The following is a 17214-nucleotide window of genomic DNA, read 5'->3' as shown; positions in this document are numbered from 1 at the left end:
ATTATCTGGTTGATTTACTAGCGGTAAATGTCGCTAAGTGTTTGCCCTGAGCCGTTTTTCCATTCTACCCAGCCATTGGTTGGTCGGCCAGTAACCGCTTGCGCTGCGCCACTTGGCGTTTTAAAAAGCTGGTCTTCTGTGAGTCGATAAGAATCACTATTGTGTTCAACTAATTTGCCATTTACTAACAGCTCGTGTGTCTTGTTAACAGCCCATTTCCCCAATGATGGCGTATGCCTTTTGCGAAAGAGGGAGCCTTTTAACAAGACAAAACCATCATTATCGTAGTAGCCTTGAGCATCGCAGTCTTTGGCTTTGCAATAAAACAGCATTGGTTGCTTGTTAGGTACGACTTCTGGTGCGTCTTGGAGAGACTGGCAGGTATCTGGTATCACTGGTTGGTAAGCTTCAGTATTAGGAGTATCAATACCGATCGCTTCAAAAACTGGCTGTCCGAGGGTAGATAGTAAAATATCTAATGTGTGAAACAGTTCTTCGCAGTCTGCTTGAAGCGGTGCAGGCGTGTGCGGCTTGCTGCCATTATTACCATTTTGCAAATCGTAACGCCCAACGTCTGTGGCAATTTGAATGGCTTTATGCTCCATATACAGCGCATGCGTCTGGGTAATGGTGTTATTGGTTGAGAGCATGACAAACACCCTTGTCCAAAAATCTTTACCATTATTATGGCTTTTTAGGCGCTGGGTTAAATCGCCTGTTTGCCCAATATAGAGTAGTGGTTTGTCCGTACTATCAGTATCGCCGATTAAAAAGTATAAGCCCACTCGTTTGGCATCGGGCATGTTCAAAAAATCTGCAATATGAATGCGCGGTACTTCAATCAGACGCACGGTGCGCGTGGTCATCTCAGCGACACGCAGCCCACGAGGGTTACCTGTGGGCAGGTAGATTTGAATGGTTTTTGCTGAGGGTATTAATGGATTCATAAAAGCTTATATTGTTGAGGGATCTACTTCCGATTCTGACGGGTACGCTTTTTACGTAGACGTTTTTCTTCTTCCTTAGCTTTGCGCTTCTCTTCAGCAGCGAGACGTTGTTCAGCGACGACAATTTCTTCTGCTTCAATCATAGCTGGGGTTTCAAGCGTCATACGCCCAATTTTCGCGCTACGCAGCTCATTGATGAGAATCTCAGACATGCGATACGTATCGACTTGGTTGCCCGCGCGCACACAGCCGCGATTACGACCCGCCACTTCAAAGAACTCCCAGTCAGTCTTGGGCAGTTCTTCAATTTTGTAGCGAGATTTTAGCAGCTCAGGATAGGCGTGCATGAGGTACTCAGCGGTATAGCTTGCCACATCAGCAAAATCAAACGCCGTATCACGGATGCCACCCGTTGCGGCTAGACGATAGCCAGAGTTTTCGTTTTCAACTTTTGGCCACAGCATACCAGGCGTGTCATAGAGCATGATGTCATCATCGAGCTTAATCAACTGCTGCGACTTGGTTACGGCTGGCTCGTCGCCTGTCTTTGCCACGGCGCGTCCTGCTAGCGTATTGATCAGTGTTGATTTACCGACGTTCGGGATGCCCATAATCATCGCTTTGATCTGACGGCCAGTACCGACTTTGTTGGGTACGAGATGCTTACAGATGGCGATGATGCGTTTGACGTCATCTGCTTTCTCCGTATCACAAGCAATGGCCTTGACACCATTTTGCTGCTCAAGATGGTCCATCCACGCTTGGGTCAATTCTGGATCGGCAAGATCGGCTTTATTCAGGATTTTGATTACAGGCTTTTCGCCGCGTAGTGCTGCAACCATCGGGTTTTCACTACTATGAGGGATACGCGCATCAATGACCTCGATGACCAAATCCATCTGCGGCATGATTTCTTTGATTTCGTTACGGGCTTTGTTCATGTGCCCAGGGAACCACTGAATGCTTGTTCTCTTATCCATTGTCTTTCATAACCTTTTTATTCATAAAATATTGCATTAAAGACAGTGCGCGATTTTGGTAACTTTTGGCATTGTCTTTATTCATAGTCGCCAGTTTACTACAGAACCCATGTATTCACGGGACAATTTCACCTGACCAGTTCACTTGATCCGCTCGCTTGACCAGGTACGCCACTACTCTTGATTCTTATTTTCTATTTCCTTGGTGGTTGGTGGTAAAGGCGCAAGATAACCAATCAATAGTATCAAGCTACCCGCGCCAAGGAAGGAAATCACGCGCCAAATCGCTTCGGTCTGTGACAGATCAACCAGTACCAGCTTGAGCACGACGACACCTAGCAATCCAATACCCATAAACCAAAGCGCGCGTTGCCAGTAGCGACTCGCCATAATGGTGGCGACCAATGCCAAGAGCGTCCATAAAATCGTCAGTCCTGTTTGCACTTGCTCACTTTGCCATGCACCGCCTTGAGTGCCAGTACCGTCCCAGAGCGGTGTACCGATAAAGGCGTGCAGCGTTCTAACTAACATGCTAGATATCAGCCAAAAGCTAATAAACCCTAGTACTATTAGCAAACTGCCAGCATTGAATATCTGCTTGGTTTTGGTGACTGTACTTGATTGGATAGGGTTTTTGTCTCGGTGTCGCCAGCTTATATAATAAAGACTAAAACCAACCAATAGCGTCAACCATGAGGTAATGTCGTAAAGGTTGAATAATGGAAAATAAGATATGTCCCAAACTATACCGTCATAAGACCAATTGGTCATGACAACCCAAAGTAAAGCAATGGGCGCAAAGATCGCAGCACATCCTCGTAGTGCCTGTTGCCAGTCAAACCAATACAGTAGCCCTTGTTGTGAAGTTTTATTGGTTGATGGGTTTTTTTCGCTTTGAGTGAGATCACGATGACTGAGATCACGATGACTGAGCCATAGCCCAGTCAAAATGAGCACCACTGAGCTCAATACTGCCATGATGCCATCAGAGTCTGGTAAGCCATAATGCGCAGCGGCAGCAATCAGTAAGATACCAGTACCCAGCCAACTAATAGCCGTATAGCGTGAGGTATTGTTATTATTAGACCCTGTATCAAAGCAGATATCAGACCATGCTTTTAGCCATAGCTGACCTATCATGAGCCAGCCGATTATCAAACCTACGAATATCAGCCATTCTGCTGGCGTCCATGTCAAATTGAGCTCAAACTTTTGTGGGAGTTGTACCACTAGCATGAGACAAAACAATAGTAGCAATCCACGACTAAACTGCCGGATCTCCGCCCATGGGCGATAGCGATTGATCATCCAATAGGTCGTTAGGCTAATGAGTGCAGCTAGCGCAATGACCGTGGTCTCTAACTGCCAAATATCAAACCAATGATGAAGATCAAGTATGAGCACTTGTAACACCCACGCCATAGCAGTCACTGTTAGGAACTTTATTAGTCTAGGACTGTGCCAAACAAGCTTGAATGCGCGGCTTTGATTATCAATAGAGGTTAGCCATTGCTGGGCAGCTTGGGTGCTGACACCAAGCGTACGGGCGTAACGAGTAACCGACTCTGAGGCAGTTGCCGCGTTGTGCTTATTGCTGTTGCCATCAGTGTTGCTATTATTGAGCTCAGTCATGAGCATGGTAGGGGAGTTGCTGGCGCGTAAGATAAAGACAGTCGCCAGATAAGCAATCGCTGAGACACTAAAGGCTAAGACGGGATAGTCTTTGATAGAGAATATCGCGGTGGTCAAGAGCATGCCGATACTAACAAGCTGTAAAAGCAAACCAAATAACACGGACCATGACCGTAAGGAGCGCCTGCCAAACCAGACCAATGCGAGCCCCTGTACTGACCACCCAAAAGCAATCCACTCAGCATCCAGCGCCAGCGGTATTACCAGCGCTAAAAACCCAAAACCCAATGCCAGCATACCTTCAGTAATGAGTGCATAGCGCCCACTACGCTGCACAAACAGCCAGCCTAGTCCGAGATACACCGCTGCCAAAATTGTACTAGTAAAGGTTAGGGCATTTGGAATGTCATCGAGTAAGGCAGCAAATAAGCCAAAAGCCAGAATCGGTACTGAAAACAGCAGTCCGGTATCGATGGGGAATAGGTAGGGGTGATTACTTTTAGGTGTTTTGTCCAAATGTCCTAGTATGTTTGCATCATCTGTATGGTTAAGACTCTGGTCATTAAGCGTATTGTAAGTAATGATTTGCTGCGCATAACGAATGACGACAAATAAATAAAGCAGTAAATGTAATGCAACCAGTATCACAAGTGACCAACGCTGCGACTCTATGACAGCGCTCAGATTTTCACTGACGCCCCAGTAGTAGGCCAAGCCAAACGTCACCGATGCACCGAATAAATTTAGGATTTTCCATGGGCGATAATGAGCAATAACGGCAATCGTGACATTTAACAATAGATAATAGCTAAATAACGTGACTAAACTCCCCGTATCGTCACTGGTCAGAATTGGTGCAAAAAATCCACCAGACAATGCCAATAACGCTAAAGGAAAGGCATTTTGGCGTACGGCTAAAGCAATCGTAATCGCAGACAATAACCCTAGCCCAATAAAGCTCGGTACACTCGGAATGATCTGATAGACGCTATAGGCAAAAAAAGTACTCAAATAAGCAATCGCTAAGCCTGCACCTTGTAGCGTAATGCCATACGAGAAGCGTTTTGCCGTGAGCTTCAATCCAAGTGCTGACAATGCTAATCCTGTGATACCGACGGCTATCAGCTTTGTGGTAATTGAAATCTCGACATACTCACTTAATAATCGCAGTAGCAATACCACTCCGATGAGTAGTACCAGTACCCCGACACGCACGACAAGATTACCACCGAAAAACCAGTTTTTGATGGAATGAATGAGCGATGTGACGATGGGTAGTGAGCGTTCATCAGGCTCAATTGGGGCAGCTGGTGCGCTCGGTACTGGCACGCTATACGCAGTTGTTTTTGAGTGGGGTTGACCTATAGTTCCATCATTAGCGACGCCCGATATGCTATTTTTGGCTGGCGCTGGTGTTGACACCGGTGCCATCGTTGGCAATGGTGGCGGTGATGTGGGTGACGACGGGAGTGAGGATGTGACTGATGATGTGCTTGGTAAGGTATCAGCTGTTGACGGATGTTGTGAATCAAAAGCTGTACCCTCAGTAGCATTGTTTGTTGCAACGTTATTAGAGGGCTCAGTCGCATTATTTTTAGGCGCATTGTTTTCAGTTGCGATATCTTCAGCAAAAGGTCTACGCACATGACCATTGTCATCAGCCAAACGGTTAGATGAGGCAGTCATACGACTTATACTATTGTCTTTTCTGAGGTCTTTTCGCTGTGTAAGCTCAGATTGTAGTTTCGTGACATCGCGGCGTAGATGCTCGATTTTTCGAGTTGTCCTAGTGTATAACGCGACTACCACAATCAATAGAATCGTAAAAGCCAGCCAACCGAGCTGGGTCACCAATAGATATAACATCTTCGTCACTCAAGCCAACAGATAGTAAGGTGATAATGACGCGATTTGATAAGAAGTACAAGACTGGTCTGATAACGTGTCTCAGAAATGGTGGTTAAAATATACGCAAAATAAAAGGACAGCTTAAATAGTTAAGCTGTCCTTCTTGATAAGTTTTATATCAAACTGCTTTTATGCCAAGTTTGCTTTCATAAACTCAATCATGTTTTCCCAGCTTTGCTTAGCCGCTGCTTCATTATAGCCAAGGTCTACTTCATTGTTGGCAGCGCGCTCATCAGCATGCGGATTGGTAAAGCCGTGCTTAGCGTTGTCATAGACATCGATAGTGTAATCGACATCAGCAGCATCTAGCTCTGATTTTAGACCTTCGATAGCGTCCATCGATACCATTGAGTCATCACGGCCATGAGCGACGAGTACTTTTGCGGCAAAGTTTTTGTCTGCTGGCTGCTTTGGCGTTGGGTTACCATGGAAGGTTGCAACAGCTTTTAGTGGCATGCCTTCGCGCGCCATATCGAGGACAACTTTACCACCGAAGCAGTAACCGATTGCGCCTAGGTTGTCACCATCAACTGATAACTGATCGCTAAAGTCATTTAGAATCAGACGGCAGCGCGACATGAGCATGTCTTGATCAGCCAATACTTGCTCCATCCACATGTTGGCCATGGCAGCATCAGTAGTTAATTTTCCTTCACCGTAGACATCCATAGCGACAGCCGCGTAGCCTGCTTTGGCCAAACGCTCTACTACTGATTTTGGATGGTCGACCACGCCCCACCATTCTGGTGCGACCAAAATACCTGCTGCTGGATTATCATCTGAAGCATTTTCTGGCAGTGCAACATAGCTGATAAGTTCGATACCGTTTTCGGTTGTACTGATTAATTCAAAAGTCTTAATTGACATATTATTGTCCTTTTTTATGTTATGAGTTTTAATTCTTTGTGGCTGTGATGGTTCGTGTTCCTAACTCGTACTACCTTAACGCCCATGTCTAGCAAAAACAGCTATAATACTGTAACGCTCTTTATCAAAATGCTACTGCGACCTTATGACTATAAATTTGTTAAACAAAAATGATGACAAACCAGACTTGCACTCAAGTATTGATTCAGATACTAAGCCTACGCAATCGATAAGTTTGTTTCCTGATAGCTCTAGTGTCGATTCTAATAATGGCTTTAAGTCTGAGCCACTGCGCCCGCAGTTTTGGTCGCAATTTGCATTGAACGAGCTGAATCATAGCGAATGGGAAGCATTGTGTGATGGCTGCGGCAGTTGCTGTTTGATCAAATACATCGATGAGGATGAGGACGGCAATGTAGACGAAGAGCTAGTTGAATATACCGATGTCACCTGCCAGCTAATGGACTGTGCGACGGGGTATTGTAGCCATTATGCGACGCGTCAAGAGTATGTCCCAGATTGCATTCAGCTCACCATGGACAACTTGCCCAACATGATGTGGCTACCATCGCACTGTGCTTACAAGCGGTTATATAAAGGACAGAGTCTGCCAAGCTGGCACCTGTTATTGACTCAGGATCCAGTGGTGACACAACACGAAATGCGCGCTGCTAATGTCGGCGTTGCAGGGCGCTGTGTGTCTGAAACCAGTATGTCTGAGGAAGAGATGGAGATACGGGTGGTCAGTTGGGTTAACCCTTAGCAAAAATACTGCGCTACTTTTATTTCTTCATTTATTCGTTAGATGATACTTAGTTAGACGCCTGAGCAGTAGACTTGGCTTTTGCCTCAGCACTAGATTGAGAGTGGGCGAGTGGTGGTAGTGGAATGTCTTGACGAATTTGCTGTGAGAATGCATGGCTATTGCCAATGGAGTGCAGATTGTCAAAACCGAGCGACTTTGGATTAATATGAGTACGCTCATACCATGTATCCATCGACCAAGGTTGATCGGGCTGTTCTGGCGCTGCATCGAGCATACCAACATCATATAGATAGTTAGGTAACCACCCAGAGACCCAAATCCGGTAATCCCATGGCAAGCGATCGCCACTGACAATACGCGCCATATAAAAGATAATATTGGTGCAGTTGCTCGTCAATGTGTTGTACCAAGCAGGTTTGTTATTTAGCTCATCAATGGCAGTCAGGTAGGACTCAAATAATGATCTGACTTCATGCTGTTGCAAGTTGCTGATGGGAAATAGATAGACCTGCTCACCGCGTGCGTTGCTACGGGTATAGATAATGTCACGCTCTTCTGCCGCAATCAGGCTCAGCTCATAACGCCTAAAAAACCCAGCAAGGGCTGAAAACGACTCACCATCTTCTTTACGAATTTCAAAGGAAAAGGCAAGTGGTCTATCGTCTTCAAAACGAAAGCTGACCAAAGTATGAGCGATGAGTGGTCCCATCCAATAAGAGTTGGTCACATCGATGCCTGAGAGTTTGGACAAATCAATCGTACGGGTATCCCAGTGCGCGGTTGCTTCTGTATCTGTACGCCAATCAAAGTTGCGGACATTGGTTAGAGTAATCAAATTAGGGTTGGTCGCATTACGCTTATAAGCGACTTGCTGATCGACCTCAGCCATCCAGTCACGATCCTGCTTGGGCTCAATAGAAAAAAACCAACCTAGACCCATAAACCAAATCGCGCCGTATAGTCCGATGAGCCATTTATTGGCAGTGGCTTTATTAGTCACTGTGTTGTCAGCTGAGGTATGGCGATACAGTATTTTTGTGACGGCACGCCAATAGCGGGTGCTAAGCAGTGTTCCTAGTAGACTTATGATGACAATGGTGAAAAGCCAGGTCACTATAGAGCCTATCCCGTACTGGTACCAAATCGCTAGCAGCAACCATACTGCCGATAGGAGCAGAGTAATAGCAATCAAAAAAGACACGAGCCGATGTCGCCATGTGGATTTTGGCTGTTTGCTATCTGCTACGCTATCGCTCACGCTACGATCCTTAGGATGGCGGCGTGAACGCGACGAGAGCAAGCGAGAAAAAAGAGAACGTAGCGACATAGGGTTTGTTTTGCTAAATAAAGGCTTTGACCATAGCAAAGTTTATAACACGCTGACAATACAAATTGAGTGAATTTGTCGTTGAATGTCGGTGAGCCTTGCGATAAAGTGAAGCTAATTTGTGCTGGCATGTTTACGATTGAATCATCAACTAATGATAAATCAGCCATTTTATTTGCTACTTTTGTCCCCATCTAGGCGCTACTTGTTTTTATTCACGATTATTTTAATTGCCATTAACTAAAGAGGTTAAATCACACCACCATGTCTGACGACACTCCCAGCCCGAGTAGTTGGTCGATGCGCGGCTTAAAACGCTGGCTATCGACCGCCCCCGAGACCCGTGACGAATTGATTCGTCTGGTACAAGACTCGCGCCAGTTCTTAGAGCCTGATACGGTCGATATGCTAGAAGGCGTACTCGATCTACCAGCAACCCAAGTGCGCGAAATCATGACGCCACGCCCGCAAGTGATTGGTATTCACGAAAGCACCAGCCTTGCTGAAGTGATGGACATTATTCTTGAGACCACGCACTCGCGCTATCCTGTTTTTGACAGTCAAGATGATGATGCCGTTATTGGTATCTTACTGGCCAAAGATTTGATTCCTATTTTGGTTCATATGGTGCGTAACCAAGAAGACAAAATCGATAGCAAACGCCTAAAAGACCTAGTACGTCAGCCGCTCTATATTAGTGAAACTGCGCGCTCAGATACTTTGCTACGCTCGTTGCAGCGGACGCAAGTTCATATGGCGATTGTCGTCGATGAGTTTGGTAACTTTGGCGGTGTGGTGACCATGGAAGACTTGCTTGAGGAAATCGTCGGTGACATCGTGGATGAGCATGACGACTTTGATGAAGACAGCGACATCAACAACATCGTTGCAGATCCAGAAAAGCCGAACACATGGCGTGTCCAAGCGTCTACCGTCATCGAAGACTGCAATGATGAGCTTGGTAGTCGTTTCGATGATACCGATGTCGACACGATGGGCGGATTGGTCATGCAAGCACTCGGTTATGTCGGCGACCTAGAAGGCGAGAGCGTTTTGATAGATGATTGGCAGATTACCATCACTGATGTTGAGGGACGATTTATCCAAAACCTAGAGCTGACCAAGACCACTGCAGACCAGCAGATATTAATAGGTAGCCATTAACTTATTCATATAGTTTGTTAGCCAGGTCTTAGCAGCTGAGTGCTCAATGAATTTCGCTAGTAAATGTAATAAAAAACACGATAAAAAATCGTGTTTTTTTGCTTTCTGGCTTTTACTTTTTAGTTTGAGGTTTCGCTACGCAAATTTACCCATTGATGGGTTTTGACTGGTATCATGGGTGGGTTTTATTTGTGGTTCTGCATGACGTATGATGCAGCCAGCTTTGCCTCAGCTCTACTTTAATTTTTTAGTGCTGAGCCGTGAAATATTTGAAAAATATAGTCTTGGATAATTGCTATGCGCCTGTCTACTGTTGATTTACAAAAACGCTTGAACCCTGAGAAGTCAAAAGGCTTACATTTGGGATTGGCGGCACTGATATCTTTGTTGGCAGGGGCTGCTTTTATACTTGCGCTCGCGCCTTATGGCATTTGGCCAGTGGCTCTGATATCGCCTGCTATCTTATATGCACTATTGATGCCTGAGATGACAGGTCGCCGCGCCTTTGTTATTGGTCAGGCATACGGTACAGGGCTTTGGTGCGTGGGGGCATTTTGGCTATATACATCTATTCATGTTTACGGCTCCACCCCTGCATGGCTTGCGCTAATTATGATTGCGTTGATGGGTCTTGGCATGGGATTGTTCCATGGGTTTTTGGCGTTGATTTTCAATCGCGTGGTTGGCAAACAGCCATTATCTTTTGCCGCGCTTTGGATACTCCAAGAGTGGCTGAAAACATGGTTGTTCACAGGGTTTCCTTGGTTGTTTGTCGGTTATGCCTTTACTGAGCAGTATTGGCTGTCATCGCTCGCTCCTGTTGCTGGCGTCTTCACGGTTTCCTTTGTGGCGATACTATTGGCTACCAGTATCGTTGAGCTGCTGCGTCGCCGTGGCGGTTACATGATTCCATCTATTGCGTTGCTGGTTATTAGTACTACGCTGTGGTTGGTCAATCCGCAATGGACCAAGCCCAAAGGTACACCTGATCTGTCAGTGTCATTGATTCAAGGCAATATCCCGCAAGATCTAAAATGGCTCACTGAGTATCAGATTGAAACCCTAAAAATCTACGCTACTTTGACGCGTGACGAATGGGGCCGTGATCTTGTTTTGTGGCCTGAGTCATCGATTCCTATGTTTCAGACAGAAGCAGTTGGCTTCATCAATGAAATGGTAGCGATGGCGAAAGAAACGGATACGACATGGGTGACGGGTATTCCCTACAAAGACGAAGCCACGTTTGATGCCAGTACAGACAAGTATGCGCCGTTTTATAATAGCGTGGTGGCGCTTGGTGCTCAGGCAGAGGGTCTATACAAAAAGCAGCGTCTAGTACCGTTTGGTGAATACATCCCGTTTCAAGGTGTGCTTGACATATTGCCCAATCTGGCTGGTAGTCAAGACATTATGAGTTATAGCCGAGGCAGTGACCAACAATCACCGTTACAGGTGCGTGGTCATAGCTTAGGTGCTGCCATCTGCTATGAAGTCGCGTATCCAGATACGACGCGCAAAAACGCGATTGGTACGGACTTTTTATTAACCATCTCAAACGATGCTTGGTTCGGTACGTCAGCAGGTCCACTACAACATCTGCAAATGGTACAGATGCGCGCACTAGAGAACGGTCGCTGGTTTATGCGTGCGACCAATACAGGTGTGACCGCTATCATCGATCACAAAGGTCGTATCGTAGAACGCGCGCCACAGTTCGAGCGCACGGTATTACGCGGTGAGGTGCAAGCACGAGTGGGTAACACACCATTCATGCGCTTTGGTCATTATCCTATTTTATTTATTATGGCGCTATTACTCATACTGAGTTACTTGGGCAAGCGTCCAAAGACTCCAGTACGTCTGGGTAAGTAAAAACGATACACGCTCAATGGTGATAGCCTATGATAATCAGGTAATTGGGTGAATGATGGCTATATATACCAAAAATGAGTAGTAAAATTGTTGATAATAAACCCTTTAAATACTTAAGGGTTTTCACAAATCAGTATAAATTGCGATATAATAGGTCAATATTTCAAATATTTTGTGCAAGGTGATAAGGTATGTCAGAAGGTATCGTCAATAACAATCCAAAAAAAGAGCTGTTGTTTACTCTGGGCGGCATTGCCATGTTCTTAGGTATTGTCTTACTCATTGGTGTTTCTGCATTTTTGCGTCCAGCAGGTGAGCATATCACTGCTGAGTCAACGGAAGCATCAGCGGCGGCAGACGAGGCAGAAGCCATTGCGACTGAAGACACAGCTGCTGAGACAGATACTGCGATGGTTGCAGAAGATGCAGCAGCACCTGATACGGCTGCAGATGCAGCGGTAACACCAGCAGCAGCAACAGACGCTGATAGCGCAATTGTTACTGCAGAAGCAGGTACAGCGACAGCTTCTGGTACAGTGAGCCAAGCCGCGGTTGCCGATACTGACTTGACCGCTGAGCAAGCAGATGGCGATTTAGATGCTGGCGATGCCGGCACGACCGCTGACGATACTGCCGCCGCACAGTAGTGTTTGCTGTCGTGACTCGATAGGTAAATAGCTACATTGCGAAATACCTTATAAGTAGGTCATTCTATAAGTACTGATTATTAGTCATATCAATATGATAGATGTGTTGATAAACCTATAAAAAAGCCCGTTCTCAATCATCGAGAGCGGGCTTTTTTATGGGTATTTGTGTAATTTTTAACCAATTATTTCTTTACTTGATTATGGCCAAGTGAAACAATGTTCCGCCTATATGACCGCTCGTCTGGATAATAGGGCATTTGGTCATTAAAAAAACAATCTTTAAAGGAATAAAGCTGTGATTACAGAATCAAAAACAGGTACTAGTGCAGCAGAGCTGCAAGCACTAGACAATGGCTTTATGGGACACCCAGCGCCATTACGCTCATTATTTTTTACCGAAATGTGGGAGCGGTTCTCCTACTATAGTATCCGTCCATTATTAGTTCTATTTATGGTTGCGACTGTGGGTAGCGGCGGTTTTGGTTTTAGTGAAGTCACGGCTTCTGCTATCTATGGTATTTTTGCAGGTTCGTTGTATTTAGCAGCGGTACCAGGGGGTTGGTTGGCTGACAACTGGCTTGGTCAAGAGCGCGCGCTGTGGTGGGGCAGTATTGTGATTGCTCTTGGTCACTTATGTATCGCGCTTTCTGCCATGTTTGGCATGACATTGTTCTTCGTAGGTCTAATCTGTATCGTCTTGGGCTCAGGATTATTTAAGACCTGTATCTCAGTCATGGTTGGCGCGCTATACCCTAAAGGGGACTCTCGCCGTGACGGTGGTTTTACCTTGTTTTATATGGGTATCAATATCGGCGCGCTATTGGCGGCACTGATCGTTGGTGTCTTCAAAGAAAAAGGCATGTGGCATGTCGGCTTTGGCGTCGGTGGTTTGGGGATGCTCGTGTCCTTGCTTATCTATCGTTTTGTCGCGCAAAAAAATCTGACTCGTTATGCCACAGCCAAAGGTATCTCTGCCGAATGGGAGCATTCCAATGACCGCTACAAAAACATTGGACGCTGGGTTGGTGGGTTTGTCGCGTTGTTAGTCGCCGTAGTGCTATTAGTGTCTACTGGCATGATATCGTTCAATCCTGAGATGGTCGCAGAGTACATGACGTATATCATCGCTGCGGTGGTCATCTTATATTTTGCGATTATGTTTATCTCACCGCGCCTCGATAAGACGGACAAATTACGCTTGTTGATTTGTTTTGTCTTAATCATCGGTTCGACGCTGTTTTGGTCAAGTTTTGAGCAGCAGCCCACATCTTTTAACTTATTTGCTGATCGTTATACCGATCTAAACGTTTTAGGGTTTGACGTTCCTAGTATCTGGTTCCAGTCATTGAACCCATTGTTTATTTTGATACTGGCGCCTATCGTCAGTATCATCTGGGTCAAGCTTGGTAACCGAGGTCTTGAGCCAAGCAGTATGGCGAAGTTTGCGCTGGGTATGTTACTTGCCGCTGCGGGTTTTGCTTTGATGATTTTTGCCTCTAAAAGCATTTTAGCACCGGGTGCTGGCTTGGCATCGCCACTATGGTTGGTTGGTAGTTTATTATTACTGACGCTAGGTGAGTTGGCATTAAGCCCTGTTGGATTATCTGCAATGACTAAGCTGGCGCCGGAGGGCATGCAAGGTCAGATGATGGGGTTGTTCTTCGCTTCTATCGCCATGGGTAACTTGGTTGCTGCGTTCTTCGGTGGTCATGTATCTGCTGACAAAATCGAAGGGTTGCCAGGACTGTTTACTACCATGACCATATTCTTGGTGGTGACAGCATTGTTTTTGCTAGCACTCGCTAAACCTATCAACAAAATGCTTAGAGATAGTGAGCGTGAGAAGCAGCTGGCCAAACAGTAAGCGACGTCTATGGAGCTGAGTGACCGGTATAGCCGCGAACGACAACGGCATAAATGACGTATGACAAGACGTGTTACCATTGCTGGTAGCACGTCTTATTGTTTTATTTAGTGAGATATTTGGCATCAGTCATTGAAAGCTTACACTCTGCCCAAACATCTAAGAGTAGCTCACGCTAAACATCAGTGACGCAATATCAACCTCAATCAAATATTCTCAATAAGTAGAAGCAACTATCAAGCAAACACAGTTAAAGAAAGTGCTTACTTAAACAATTACTATCGATAATAAATATTTTATTAAAACTAAAGCGGTATCAATAACCCAAGCGAAATGACTATTAGAACAAGACGATTATAAATAATCACGTCATCATCATATTCTTAAAACATCTAGAAGGACACATTCAATGAAAAAACAAACCATTCACGAGCGGATAGCTAGCCTACGTGCGAGCTTAGTAGAGCAAGATCTCACTGCAATCATCGTGCCCTCTGCTGATCCTCACCTGTCTGAGTATCTACCAGAGTATTGGCAAACCCGCCAATGGCTATCAGGATTTACCGGTTCTGTTGGTACGCTAGTTGTAACAGCTGAGTTTGCTGGTCTGTGGACTGATAGCCGTTACTGGGTACATGCTGCTGATCAGTTAGCAGGTACAGGTATCACTTTAGAAAAGCTCGCGCCAGGTCAACCAAACCATATCGATTGGTTAGCCGAACATCTACAAGAAGGGGATAGCGTGGCAATAGATGGCAATGTACTCTCTATCGCTGAGCAAGACCGATTGCTCACGGCCCTTGATGTGAATGACATTATTTTGATCACTGAGCGTGATGTATTGACGAGCGTTTGGACAGATCGCCCGGCTCTGCCAGCTGCCAAGCTATACGTACATGATGAGCAGTTCCTTGCCCAGTCTGCTGCTTTAAAACTTGCCGCAGTACGCGAAGGTATGGCAGCGGCAGGAGCAACCCATCATTTGCTTTCAAGCTTAGATGACATCGCTTGGTTGACGAACTTACGTGGCGCTGATGTTGACTACAACCCTGTGTTTTTATCACATATGCTGATTGATGCAGACCGTGCGACGTTGTTTGTTGATAATGGTAAAGTCAGTGCTGACATAGCACAGAGTCTAAAAGACAGCGGTATCGCCTTGGCTGATTATTCGGCTGTACAAGAAGCACTTGGCGCACTGACGCCAGACGATTTATTGCTACTAGATCCGAGCAAAGTTGCCGTAGGTACGCTCTCAAAAATGGCAGATGATATTGGTTTTATTGAGCAGATGGCACCCAGCACACTGCTTAAGTCTGTGAAGTCTGATGCAGATATCGAGCATGTGCGTGAAGCGATGCGTCAAGATGGTGCGGCATTGAGTGAGTTCTTTGCTGAGTTTGAGCAGCGTCTAACGGCAGGCGAGCGTCTAAGTGAGCTGGATGTCGATAGTATGCTGATAGAGGTACGTAGTCGTCAGCCGCATTATGTGTCGCCAAGCTTCCCGACTATCGCGGGTTTTAATGAAAATGGTGCATTGCCACATTACCGCGCGACGCCAGAGAGTTTCAGCTACCTTGATGTGGCTGAGGGCGAAGGCGGATTGTTACTGATAGACTCAGGTGCGCAGTACCAGAACGGCACGACAGATATCACCCGTGTGGTTGGTATTGGTCAAGTCACCGCCGAGCATAAGCGTGATTTTACAACAGTGCTAAAAGCACATATTGCACTAGCTCGCGCCCATTTCCCTGATGGCATTGCCTCACCATTGATTGATGCGATTTGCCGTGCTCCGTTGTGGCAAGCACAGATGGACTATGGTCATGGTACCGGTCACGGCGTTGGTTATTTCTTAAATGTACACGAAGGCCCACAAGTCATCGCCTATAGTGCCAGCACGCCAAAAGAGCGCGCGATGAAAGTCGGTATGATTTCAAGTAATGAGCCAGGTCTGTACCGCGAAGGCAAATGGGGTATCCGTATTGAGAATTTGGTAGTAAATACGCCAGTTACCAAGCCTACTGAGACAGAATTTGGTGATTTCTTAAACTTTGAGACCATCACTTACTGTCCAATTGATACGCGCCTGATTGAGCCATCGTTGTTGGATCAAACCGAGATAGACTGGCTCAATGACTATCATAGCCAAGTCTATACAGAGCTAAAAGATCGGGTCGAAGGCGCTGCGCTTGAATGGTTGACTGAACGTACCAAAGCCATTTAATACTGAGCTCAAAACATTAAATAAAAGCATTAAAAAGCCCCGTAAAGATTTACGGGGCTTTTTAATGCTCGTTACTTACTGCTGAGCGGCTATTTCTAACGGCAAGTCCAATATTAAAAAATGAGCAAAATTAATGGATGCTCTTAGCGGCTTCGTTATTGACAGTTGAATCATTCTGTTCGTTTAAATGCTGGGTGACTTCAGCACGTAGCCAAGACTTTAGATTTTCAGACAATAGCATCATCTGCTCACTCAAATAATCATCGACTTGCGTTTCAAGTTCACGGATGAGCTCTTGATGCATTATATCTAATTTTGAGTCTTTTAAGACTAAGTTAATCGCTGTGCTGGTTTTATGATGAATGTCTTTAATATGGCTATCACCAATAGCATGAGTTTGTTCGTTAATGGCTTTGTGGTCAGCATTTTTGTTATCGCTAGCACTACTTTCAGTCTTTTGTGGTTCTGATGCTGCTGTTTCGGTCTTTGCAATAGAATTATCAGTAACTGGACTGTCTTTATCAGCATTTACTTTATCTATGCTAGTAGCGATAAATTTTTCATCAGTATTATTTTTATCTGCTGCTATCGGCTCATTTTTTTCTTGTTCTTTTTGAGCTTCTTCAGCCAGTTCAGCTTCTGCTTGGAGAGCCGCTTCTTCAGCCTTTTTCTTTTGTTCTTCTTCTAATCGCTGTTTTTCGGCTGCTACATCTGCTTGCTCTTGTTTGTCAGCGATCGCTTTGGCAATGGCTTGTTCAGCATTATAGTTGTCGTATAGCTCGTCCACATGAGCGTCCAGATCATGCGTATTAAATTCAAAGCTTTCAAATGGAGTGTCAGCTTGTAGTAGAGTGGTGATGTCTTTGAGCTCTTGAGTGATTGCTGCGCGTACCGGCTCAGGCGCGCACGTCCAACGCTGATAAAACTGATGGGAAAATGAGTAGCTTGACATGGTATCTTCCATAAATGTTCCAAAAATTACCCCTTATCATACGCAAGTACGATAAGGG

12 protein-coding genes are annotated in these 17214 nt (G+C 45.5%); 6 read left to right on the top strand and 6 right to left on the bottom strand.

All coding sequences use genetic code 11. The features are described 5' to 3' along the window. Positions 1-17: 17 nt before the first annotated feature. From AC5JPY_RS06765 to AC5JPY_RS06750, 4 genes are all read right to left on the bottom strand, one after another. On the bottom strand, positions 18-947 hold the full coding sequence (locus AC5JPY_RS06765; RefSeq protein WP_443526664.1) for a GIY-YIG nuclease family protein: 930 nt from the start codon (positions 945-947) through the stop codon (positions 18-20). Between the two features lie 23 nt (positions 948-970). Beyond that, entirely contained in the window at positions 971-1927 is a 957-nt protein-coding gene (gene ylqF / locus AC5JPY_RS06760; protein ID WP_443526663.1) for a ribosome biogenesis GTPase YlqF, read from the bottom strand. Between the two features lie 174 nt (positions 1928-2101). Then, positions 2102-5245 (bottom strand): DUF2339 domain-containing protein, encoded by a 3144-nt coding sequence (locus tag AC5JPY_RS06755; protein WP_443526662.1) that lies wholly within the window; start codon positions 5243-5245, stop codon positions 2102-2104. Positions 5246-5596: 351 nt separating this feature from the next. Then, on the bottom strand, positions 5597-6334 hold the full coding sequence (locus AC5JPY_RS06750; protein WP_443526661.1) for a dienelactone hydrolase family protein: 738 nt from the start codon (positions 6332-6334) through the stop codon (positions 5597-5599). A gap of 235 nt (positions 6335-6569) precedes the next feature. Between AC5JPY_RS06750 and AC5JPY_RS06745 the strand changes: the two genes are divergently transcribed. Beyond that, entirely contained in the window at positions 6570-7097 is a 528-nt protein-coding gene (locus AC5JPY_RS06745; RefSeq protein WP_443526815.1) for a YcgN family cysteine cluster protein, read from the top strand. Positions 7098-7146: 49 nt separating this feature from the next. Here AC5JPY_RS06745 and AC5JPY_RS06740 read toward each other — a convergent pair whose 3' ends face one another. Then, positions 7147-8358 carry an Lnb N-terminal periplasmic domain-containing protein gene (locus AC5JPY_RS06740; protein WP_443526659.1) on the bottom strand — a complete coding sequence of 404 codons (1212 nt, stop codon included), beginning with the start codon at positions 8356-8358 and terminating at the stop codon, positions 7147-7149. Positions 8359-8691: 333 nt separating this feature from the next. Here AC5JPY_RS06740 and AC5JPY_RS06735 point away from each other — a divergent pair, with 333 nt between their 5' ends. From AC5JPY_RS06735 to AC5JPY_RS06715, 5 genes are all read left to right on the top strand, one after another. Beyond that, entirely contained in the window at positions 8692-9591 is a 900-nt protein-coding gene (locus AC5JPY_RS06735; RefSeq protein ID WP_319051586.1) for a CBS domain-containing protein, read from the top strand. A gap of 297 nt (positions 9592-9888) precedes the next feature. Next, a complete protein-coding gene (lnt, locus tag AC5JPY_RS06730) occupies positions 9889-11463 on the top strand; it encodes an apolipoprotein N-acyltransferase (RefSeq protein WP_443526657.1) in 1575 nt (524 codons plus the stop codon). Between the two features lie 191 nt (positions 11464-11654). Beyond that, positions 11655-12110 (top strand): hypothetical protein, encoded by a 456-nt coding sequence (locus AC5JPY_RS06725; protein ID WP_443526655.1) that lies wholly within the window; start codon positions 11655-11657, stop codon positions 12108-12110. Between the two features lie 361 nt (positions 12111-12471). Next, the gene (locus AC5JPY_RS06720) at positions 12472-13977 is read left to right on the top strand and encodes a peptide MFS transporter (protein ID WP_442967666.1); all 1506 of its coding nucleotides are present in this window, start codon (positions 12472-12474) and stop codon (positions 13975-13977) included. A 409-nt stretch (positions 13978-14386) separates the two neighbouring features. Further along, entirely contained in the window at positions 14387-16204 is a 1818-nt protein-coding gene (locus AC5JPY_RS06715; RefSeq protein WP_443526654.1) for an aminopeptidase P family protein, read from the top strand. 130 nt (positions 16205-16334) lie between these two features. Here the strand turns inward: AC5JPY_RS06715 and AC5JPY_RS06710 are convergent, their stop codons facing one another. Next, entirely contained in the window at positions 16335-17168 is an 834-nt protein-coding gene (locus AC5JPY_RS06710; RefSeq protein WP_443526652.1) for a hypothetical protein, read from the bottom strand. Positions 17169-17214: the final 46 nt, after the last annotated feature.

It is taken from the genome of Psychrobacter sp. H27, assembly GCF_059072655.1.
The sequence above is the reverse complement of the archived record's forward strand: the minus strand, read 5'-3'. Positions and strand labels throughout refer to the sequence as shown.

Bases quoted from the DNA above. Each gene is read 5' to 3' on its own strand.
- AC5JPY_RS06765 (WP_443526664.1), bottom strand. From the start codon at position 947: ATGAATCCATTAATACCCTCAGCAAAAACCATTCAAATCTACCTGCCC.
- ylqF (WP_443526663.1), bottom strand. From the start codon at position 1,927: ATGGATAAGAGAACAAGCATTCAGTGGTTCCCTGGGCACATGAACAAA.
- AC5JPY_RS06755 (WP_443526662.1), bottom strand. From the start codon at position 5,245: ATGACTGCCTCATCTAACCGTTTGGCTGATGACAATGGTCATGTGCGT.
- AC5JPY_RS06750 (WP_443526661.1), bottom strand. From the start codon at position 6,334: ATGTCAATTAAGACTTTTGAATTAATCAGTACAACCGAAAACGGTATC.
- AC5JPY_RS06735 (WP_319051586.1), top strand. From the start codon at position 8,692: ATGTCTGACGACACTCCCAGCCCGAGTAGTTGGTCGATGCGCGGCTTA.
- lnt (WP_443526657.1), top strand. From the start codon at position 9,889: ATGCGCCTGTCTACTGTTGATTTACAAAAACGCTTGAACCCTGAGAAG.
- AC5JPY_RS06725 (WP_443526655.1), top strand. From the start codon at position 11,655: ATGTCAGAAGGTATCGTCAATAACAATCCAAAAAAAGAGCTGTTGTTT.
- AC5JPY_RS06720 (WP_442967666.1), top strand. From the start codon at position 12,472: ATGGGACACCCAGCGCCATTACGCTCATTATTTTTTACCGAAATGTGG.
- AC5JPY_RS06715 (WP_443526654.1), top strand. From the start codon at position 14,387: ATGAAAAAACAAACCATTCACGAGCGGATAGCTAGCCTACGTGCGAGC.
- AC5JPY_RS06710 (WP_443526652.1), bottom strand. From the start codon at position 17,168: ATGGAAGATACCATGTCAAGCTACTCATTTTCCCATCAGTTTTATCAG.